This is a genomic window from Microcoleus sp. BM001215392, from assembly GCF_036700185.1.
Lineage (GTDB): Bacteria > Cyanobacteriota > Cyanobacteriia > Cyanobacteriales > Microcoleaceae > Microcoleus.
In genome coordinates this window covers 1-8,138 of record NZ_JAUBOJ010000355.1, presented here as the reverse complement: position 1 = coordinate 8,138, position 8,138 = coordinate 1, and the positions used below count along the sequence as shown (strand labels likewise).

General features: G+C 46.4%; 8 protein-coding genes. 3 read left to right on the top strand and 5 right to left on the bottom strand.

All coding sequences use genetic code 11. From position 1 onward, the window contains the following. Positions 1–555: 555 nt before the first annotated feature. Positions 556–1,152, bottom strand: a complete 597-nt coding sequence (locus tag QT974_RS27485) for a DUF3172 domain-containing protein (protein WP_333471576.1) — start codon at positions 1,150–1,152, stop codon at positions 556–558. 408 nt (positions 1,153–1,560) lie between these two features. Between QT974_RS27485 and clpS the strand changes: the two genes are divergently transcribed. Next, positions 1,561–1,842 (top strand): ATP-dependent Clp protease adapter ClpS, encoded by a 282-nt coding sequence (clpS, locus tag QT974_RS27480; protein ID WP_333471575.1) that lies wholly within the window; start codon positions 1,561–1,563, stop codon positions 1,840–1,842. Between the two features lie 243 nt (positions 1,843–2,085). Here the strand turns inward: clpS and QT974_RS27475 are convergent, their stop codons facing one another. Both QT974_RS27475 and QT974_RS27470 read right to left on the bottom strand, forming a co-directional pair. Next, a complete protein-coding gene (locus QT974_RS27475) occupies positions 2,086–2,430 on the bottom strand; it encodes an RNA recognition motif domain-containing protein (protein ID WP_333471574.1) in 345 nt (114 codons plus the stop codon). A gap of 286 nt (positions 2,431–2,716) precedes the next feature. Continuing rightward, positions 2,717–3,997 carry a hypothetical protein gene (locus QT974_RS27470; protein ID WP_333471573.1) on the bottom strand — a complete coding sequence of 427 codons (1,281 nt, stop codon included), beginning with the start codon at positions 3,995–3,997 and terminating at the stop codon, positions 2,717–2,719. Between the two features lie 412 nt (positions 3,998–4,409). On the opposite strand from QT974_RS27470, the gene QT974_RS27465 reads away from it, so the two are divergent. Together QT974_RS27465 and QT974_RS27460 are read left to right on the top strand one after the other, a co-directional pair. Continuing rightward, positions 4,410–5,792 carry a UDP-N-acetylmuramoyl-tripeptide--D-alanyl-D-alanine ligase gene (locus QT974_RS27465; protein WP_333471577.1) on the top strand — a complete coding sequence of 461 codons (1,383 nt, stop codon included), beginning with the start codon at positions 4,410–4,412 and terminating at the stop codon, positions 5,790–5,792. A gap of 158 nt (positions 5,793–5,950) precedes the next feature. Further along, the gene (locus QT974_RS27460; RefSeq protein ID WP_333471572.1) at positions 5,951–6,613 is read left to right on the top strand and encodes a Uma2 family endonuclease; all 663 of its coding nucleotides are present in this window, start codon (positions 5,951–5,953) and stop codon (positions 6,611–6,613) included. Positions 6,614–6,707: 94 nt separating this feature from the next. Here the strand turns inward: QT974_RS27460 and QT974_RS27455 are convergent, their stop codons facing one another. Beyond that, entirely contained in the window at positions 6,708–7,142 is a 435-nt protein-coding gene (locus tag QT974_RS27455) for a hypothetical protein (RefSeq protein ID WP_333471571.1), read from the bottom strand. A 272-nt stretch (positions 7,143–7,414) separates the two neighbouring features. Next, on the bottom strand, positions 7,415–8,059 hold the full coding sequence (locus tag QT974_RS27450; protein ID WP_333471570.1) for a Uma2 family endonuclease: 645 nt from the start codon (positions 8,057–8,059) through the stop codon (positions 7,415–7,417). Positions 8,060–8,138: the final 79 nt, after the last annotated feature.

The window sequence follows — 8,138 nt, the reverse complement described above, 5'->3', positions numbered from 1 at the left end:
ATCATTGATGCAGTACGGGTATCGGCTCTATTCATGAAGTTATTTATGTCCTCACTGATGTGGCGGTTGCTATAACTTCTGATGGGCGATTACCACTCAGGGCTACCAATTAATGGTAAACTTTCAGCGTCAAGTTTTACAAAGCCCGATCGCCTGCAAAACCTGTACCCGAAAAAATTATCCTCAAACCAAGTTAAAATCGCAACTTTCCTCTTCTGGGCCATGCAATAGTATGATTATAGCATACAGCTATACAACGTAGGTCTATGAATCAGGTTAATTTTCGAGTCACCGATGAAGAATTGATGCACTTAAAAAAATACTGCCAGATCAAGGAAAGGCAACAGAGTGAGGTTCTTCGTGAGTTGATAAGGAAACTGTCAATCAACGGGGTATTGAACCCCATTGATTGACGCGCATTCCTCTCACGCTATACCCATAAGGGTTAGCGTGAGGTTACGGCACGCTCTAGCTGAAACCGAGTAGGGACTTAAGCACAGCCTAAGTCCCTACCCAAAATATTTACTCGATCGCCAAAACAGCTATCTCAGCGATTTAGAAATTTTGACCTTCCGTGGCTGGAGCTGTCGAACCCGGTTGGTTGAGGAACAAGTTTTTAGCACCGTCGTTTTGGTAGATACAGTTAATTTCCGGTTGGCCTTCCAGGGGGCCTGTGAAGCCGAAGGTGTTCATGCGATTTTTGCACTCGCGCACTTGGTTTTGGTTGATCAGTTTTCTTTGTTCGAGAATTGCCCAGTTATTGGTTCTCAGGACGCATCCGGGGCGCATACTCGGCTGCGAGATATAGACGTTGAAGGGGTTGAGGGTGACGTAGAGGCGCATATCTGTCACCATGGCGCTGGCTCCAAACTGCACGCAAAGTTCGGGGTTTGGGGCGCTGCGATCGATAAATTCGCGGGATGCTACGTTTTCTGGGCTAATTGTAGCCGTGGAGCTAAAGGCAATTCCGATCCCAATTCCCAGAATAAAGACGGCTGTTAAAATCCCGATGGTGGCGGAATTGAGGAAAGAGGGTTTACCGGACTGAGGCCCTCGCCGCGACTGTGGGCCCGAGCCGGGGTCTTCGTCTCCCCGAAATGGGTCGCCGCCGAATCTGTCTCTGTCGTTGTAGGAGTTAGGTTTGCGTTTCATATAACGTTCAGTCCGTTCTGGGGATTTAACAGGTAGTAGTTTTTTATTTTTAACCGATCTTGCCTTTATATTATGACGCTAGACAGGTGGTGGCTGGGGGGCTGAGGACACTTCCTCTGGGTTTGGTATGGTTGACAGAGCGCGATGGGCGCAGGCGGCTGCCTTGTCTGAATTTAGAGATTTCAATAAAATAACTGAAAGTGAGATACTCTTTCACAGCGGAGGAATCCAGCTCAAGATTATCGATCGAAATTAATGCGATACAAGCTTCGTCCTAGTTCGATCTCTACTGTTTTAGGTGTAAGCCTATCTCAGCGGCGTTGGGTTTATGAACGAAGAATCCCCTCGCATCAACGGCAGGGGAGTCTCAAAAATTTTAACATCCTATAACTCAGGAGGTATAGATTAGTGTCTGTCGAAATTATTCAAAAGCCTTCTACAGTCCGCAAGCTTGCACCGCGCTATCGCGTTCTGCTGCACAACGATGATTTCAATCCGATGGAGTACGTGGTGCAGACTTTGATGGCGACGGTACCGAGTCTGACTCAGCCACAGGCTGTGAATGTGATGATGGAAGCCCACAATAGCGGGCTGGGGCTGGTGATTGTTTGCGCTCTCGAACACGCTGAGTTTTATGCTGAAACGCTCAACAATCACGGATTGAGTAGCAGTATCGAACCTGACGATTAGAACAGTAGAGGCAGTGCGTGGAGTTCGCCCAGTTGATTTGTGGCTCCTACCCCATACTCTCATACCAAAAAGCCAAGGGTCGATCCCTTGGCTTTTTGGTATATTGAATGCGGTCGATCGGGAAACTTGAATAGCAGAGGTTTTGCGGAACTGAGAGAATTGGCGAAGCAGCTAGGTCAATCAGCTACGCGCTCTCTCCTGGCAAATTTCCGCTCTCCCATCTCCAATCTCGATCCTAGCAATTTAGTAGCGTCCGCCACCGCCACCGCCACCGCCACCGCCACCGCGAGCAAATTTACCAGGGCCGCCGCCGCCCCGGTTGCCGCCGCCACGGCCGCCTTCATCTTCGCGAGGCTTAGCTTTGTTAACTTTGAGGTCGCGACCCATCCACTCTGCTCCGTCGAGAGCAGCAATCGCTGCATCTTCTTCGGCATCGGTTGACATTTCTACAAAACCAAAGCCGCGGGGGCGACTGGTTTCTCTGTCGGTAGGTAGATGTACTCGCTTAACGGTTCCGTATTCGGCGAAGACGGTGGTGATGTCTTCTTGGGTAACTTGATAGGATAAGTTACCGACGTATATCGACATGAGGAATAACTCCAAAAATTAGACAGTGCAAAGATTTCAGTTTCGGAGAGTCCCCTGCCGATACAGAAGGGCAAGTTTTTAAACAATTCTGTAGCAATGAACAAAGCCTGCAACCGAATCTGATACACTTGGGATTTTAACACAGAATACCGTCTTTTGAGTAGCTTTAAGCAGTTAATTAGGTCGCCACAATTCAACATCAAACTTTTAGGGTATTCAGAAACCAGATTTCGACCTGTGGTGTTTTGGCGAGGTGGAACCAACAGAAAGTTGTGGGGCCGGTCGCCTACCGCAGGAAAGATACGTCTAGATTGCCAAAATTGGTACTCAAAGCTAGATTCAGGTTTTCCAGGGCTTTGACTAACCACACCACGCCTTCTCGGGTAGAAAATTCGTAGTGACCGAACAAAATTGCTAATCGCTTTTCTAGATAGGGCTTGACTTTGCCACAAATTAGGACGATTTTTAGCAGCAAACCTGTGGTTTGGGTGGGCCCGAGGTTGGAGATTAGGTCGAGGAAGACAAAGTGGTTGGGCCGTGCAGGACTCTCTACTACTAAAAAGTTCAATAAATGGCTGCAAGTTCTGATCATTAAAAATTCGTTGAACTTCTGAGCATCGTTGTGTGGAAAGGTATTTTGTAGTTCCTTATACAGTTTTTCGTTAAATTGACGTTTTCCGTAGCCATCGTTGGTGACGGAAGAAATTAGGTATTCGTATAAGTCGTCTTTAAAGGAGCTGTAGCTCACAGTTGTGCTGGCGTTCGCCATGAAGCGACCCGCAATTTGTCTGTATGTATCGGCTCCTTCTACTTTTCCGACAAATTGCTTGAGGGCAAAGAACAGTTCTGGGTCGCTCAACAGTGTCGGGTTTTTTATAGTCTGTATATTTCTGCCGAAGGAGATTGAGGTATGCCGGCGGGCTGTTTGGGCTTTTCTCACTTGGTGAGCAACGTATTGCGAGAGGTCGATTTCAAATTGCTGCTGCTTTTGAGCTTGGATTTTTTGAATGATTTTTTGCTGTTCGTAGGTGCTGTCGTCGCTCAGGAGGCAGTGTTTGTAGAGGTAAGGGTAGCGGGGAATTAAGCTTCCCAAAGCTAGGGTGGCTGGGATGAAGCTGTTGCTGCTGTCTTCGTTGCTGTGGGTGATGACTTGGCCTAAGCGTTTGAGGGTGAGGTACTGTTCGCTTTCGGTAAATTGATTTACTAATTGGAGGATGGAGCGAGCAGGTCGCGATCGACTGTATCCTAATGCTATTTTGGGGGCTTCTTCAAACACAGAGATTAATTCTGGGATGGCGGCTTGCTTGCTGGGGTACGTTTGCCAGCGGTTGATCAGGATGTGGCAGCAGCGGTTGAGGATGTATTTGAATTCTTGTGCGGCGTATGGTGAAGCTGCTATTTTTTCCAGGGCGCCAGCGACTGCGCGATCGGGATATTCGGTGGTGTGGATAAACAAAGTGCGAAATCGACCGATCAGTTCGATCGGCTGCTCTACTTGTACCAGCTCGAGCCAGTGGTTGTAAAGTTGCTGTTCTTCTTCGTAGCTCTGTCTGTTGTAGTCGTTCACTGTGGATTAACCCTCCGAGGATTTGAGAGGAGCTTTAAGCACCATTGGTTGGATGAATTGCCAGATATAGCACCACAATTTAGTCAACCGAGCTTCTCGCCGGACAAGGCTTAGGGATGGAAGCGGTCAGCACAGACAGCCGATCGATATTTTTTGGTTAGTTAAACTAATTACCAACACTAGCATTACATGAATTGTTACTAATTCGCAACTGCTAAAATCACCATAAATTTTGTAAAGTATTGGTAAAGATTGTGGGTCGGTTCGATCGGATTTCTGGCGCTTGCCGACGGTGGAGTATTCAGATTTTTAATGTCGATCCTAGCCGGCAGCCCGCAAACGGTTAAATGTGAGGTCGGGCGCGGTAGGATTAGCTGTGAAAATAATTATTTAAAATGTGAGTGCCTGTCCTATGGTGTGTCGCGTCAGTATCGCCCAACTTGTTGAAATTTTAACTGTACCTTTGCCTGCGGTGTCTGAGGGCGTTGTCACAGCTTTAGGGACAGGTATTGCTACAGATACGCGTATTATTGAGGGCGGCGAAGTATTTTTGGCGCTGCGAGGAGAAAATTTTGACGGGCATCAGTTTGTGGAAAAGGCTCGGGATTTGGGGGCGATTGCTGCGGTAGTCGATCGCGATTGGCAAGCAGAAGTTCCAAATTTTCCGCTGTTGCGCGTTGACGATACCTTAAAAGCTTACCAGGCGATCGCCCGTTGGTGGCGCGACCAATTCAGTATACCGATAATTGCTGTTACTGGTTCAGTCGGTAAAACTACTGCCAAAGAATTAATTGCCGCGGTTTTATCAACCAGCGGAAATGTTCTGAAAACTCAATATAACTACAACAATGAAATTGGAGTCCCGAAAACTCTGTTGGAGCTTTCGCCCTCACACAATTATGCTGTGATTGAAATGGGAATGCGCGGGCTAGGAGAAATTGCACTGCTCTCGCAAATTGCGCGTCCTACTGTGGCGGTAATTACTAATGTGGGAACGGCGCATATCGGGCGATTGGGTTCGTTCGAGGCGATCGCGATCGCTAAGTGCGAACTGTTAGCGGAAATGCCTGCTGAAAGTATTGCTATTCTCAATCACGATTCTGACAGATTAATGGCAACTGCGGCACAAGTTTGGCAGGGAAAAACTTTAACTTACGGATTAGAAGGCGGCGATTTGTGCGGGGAATTGCTGAATAATCATACAATACTTGTAGAAGGTGTGGAATTGCCGCTGCCCTTGGCTGGAAGGCACAATGCTGTAAATTATTTGGCGGCTTTGGCGGTAGCAAAAGTTTTAGGGATTGACTGGAAAGTTTTACAGCAAGGTTTGTCCGTGCAGTTACCGGATGGACGGGCGCGCCGCTACGATTTGCCGCAGGATGTTGTGATTTTGGATGAGACTTACAATGCTGGTTTGGAGTCGATGTTGGCGGCGCTGAGATTGTTAGCGGATACTCCGGGAAAGCGCCGGATTGCGGTGTTGGGCACGATGAAGGAATTGGGCTCCATGGCGATCGAATTTCACCGACAAGTAGGAAAGGCGGCGCGGGATTTAAACCTCGATGCTTTGTTTGTGTTTGCCGATTTTGAGGAAGCGGCGGCGATGGCTGCGGGTGCAGCGGGCGTGCCTTTTGTGGAGATAGGAGATATTACAGCAGAGAATGGGCGGGAAGATTTAGCACAGCGGTTGTTGGGATTTGTCGAAAAGGGCGATCGTATTTTATTTAAAGCTTCTCATTCGGTGGAATTAAATCGAGTTGTCCAGAAGTTCATCGCCGATTTTGCAGGTCAATAACTAGCAATTTGGTTCGTAGTGAGGACTTCAGTCCGCATCCGACGAGAGAGGACTGAAGTCCTCACTAAAAACCTATGTTTGAGATGATATGATTTAGTTTAAAAGTGCGATGGCTACGCCCCGGCTTGCGCCTGCGAACTCTTCACCAAAGTAACCCCATGATTGCTAAAACTCTCAGTCCGCCCGAACAAATAGTCGAGCTATCGAATATCAGTTGGCAAACTTACGAGACTTTGCTTGCCGAAATCGGCGATCGGCCAATTAGACTGACATACAATCGCGGCAATTTAAAAATTATGGTGCCTTCAGCAGAACACGAAGTTTACAAAAGAGTAATGGGTCGATTTGTTGAAACATTAGCAGAAGAATTAGATGTGAGAATTGAACCTCTGGGTTCTACGACATTCAAACGTCCCGAACTTATTGGTGCCGAACCCGATGATTGTTTTTACATCCAGAATGCGAGTGCAATTAAAGGCAAAAAACGACTCGATATGAGTCAAGATCCGCCGCCAGATTTAGTGGTGGAAATTGATATAACCAGCAGATCCGACAGTACGTTGCAGATTTATGCCGATCTGGGAGTGCCGGAAGTTTGGATTTACAACGGTTCGCGGCTCAGAATTAACAGATTGGAGAGTCAAGGGTATGTCGAGTGCGATTCCCTACGGGATAGCTTCGCTTCACGCAGTTTGGCATTTCCAAGTGTGGCTATTTTAGAGATTGTCAGTTTTCTGAAACAGGCGGAAATAATGGATTATTTGGAATTAGTTAAAGCATTTCGGAATTGGGTAAAAAGCCAAATTAATCAAAATCAATAGTCCTGGTTATTTTAATCCTGGATGCAGATCGGAAACCGCTTTTTTTGACGACAAAACTTGATTGTGACCCGCAGATTGTGTAAAATTTTCTCCCTCAATATCCCGATCGCTCTAACGGCTCGATTTGAATATCTGGAGAAATCTCAATGGCTGCAAGTCTGGCATTCTCAATAATCGTATTTCCCATGATTGTATTGTGTACTGCATCAAACTTAGATTCTGCTTCCGAAATTTCTTCGTAGTGTATAATCACATGATAATATTTATTAATTGGTTCTCCAGAATCTGAAATTTCCACGGCGAGCGAATCTATATTTTGAGATTCTTCGGCTTTCTCGCGATACTCGTCGGCTAAATGTTCTAGAGCGATCGCGATCGCGTGTTCTTTCGTTTGTCCGTAAAAATTCATGCTATCATCGGGACGATCGCTCAGAGATGATGATATCTGACAAAGATACTGCCCGTTTGATTGAGTACAAACGTCGAGCGCAATTGTACCAGTAGTGCGATCGGGATTTATTTGAGTCATGTCAACCTCGCTATTTCATGAAATAAAATTGCTAAATCGTATCCGGGTCAATATTTAATTCTCGCAGTTTTGCGGCCAGGCGATCGGTACGTTGCATCTCTATCAAAATTGAGAAGGACGAGAACATTAGGGATACGGTTTAAGATATGCAAGGGCGAAATTAAGGTAAATTTGAGCCGATCGCCCGAGTCATCCATCCGCGTCAGTGAGCGTTCATCTGCGGTTGCTAAAAAGAGCCTCAAACGTCGCCATCCCGAGCGTGAATCGCCCTTCTATTCCCCTGACTGAATTTGACTCCTCACCCACTCCCGGAACAAGCGAATTAAAGCATTTTCTTTTGTAGTCCTCCTCAATTTCAAAAAGCGCAGCATCTCAACTTGCGACAAAAAAGGAAAAGTCGGAGACACATCTCTTTCTGCATATTCCTGTGCTTCCAGTTGATAAATTATTAAACGATTTCCGTCGTAGCGCCAAACTTCCGGCACCCCTAAACTTGCGTATAAAGAAAGGCGATCGATCGAACTGCTAGTCACGTCAATTTCCACTACTAAATCGGGTGGCGGATCTTGATTTAGATCGATTTGTTCTTTGTCCCAAACCACATCCTCATTTTCGATATAATAGCACTGATCCGGTTCTAAACCGCGAGCCAAATCCTCGCGCCTGCAAGTTAGAGAACCCAAACTGCAAATTTCAACATTCAATTCATCACTCACGCTTTCTACAAAACGTCCCAAGATTTTTTTGTACTTTTCATGGGGTGCTGATGGAGTCATAATTTCTAAATTTCCGCGATCGTAAGTCAAACGAATTCCTCCGTGTTCCCCTAACTCATTCAGCAGGGATTCGTAGGTTTTCCAGCTAATATTTTTTAGCAGAATTCCGCTACTTTGATTCTGGATTAGCGTGTCTGTCATGGCTACCTACCTCGGTTTTAAATTAGACCTCTTGCAAAAATCGGAAAACACCCTAAAATTATCTGCGTTTATCTGTGTT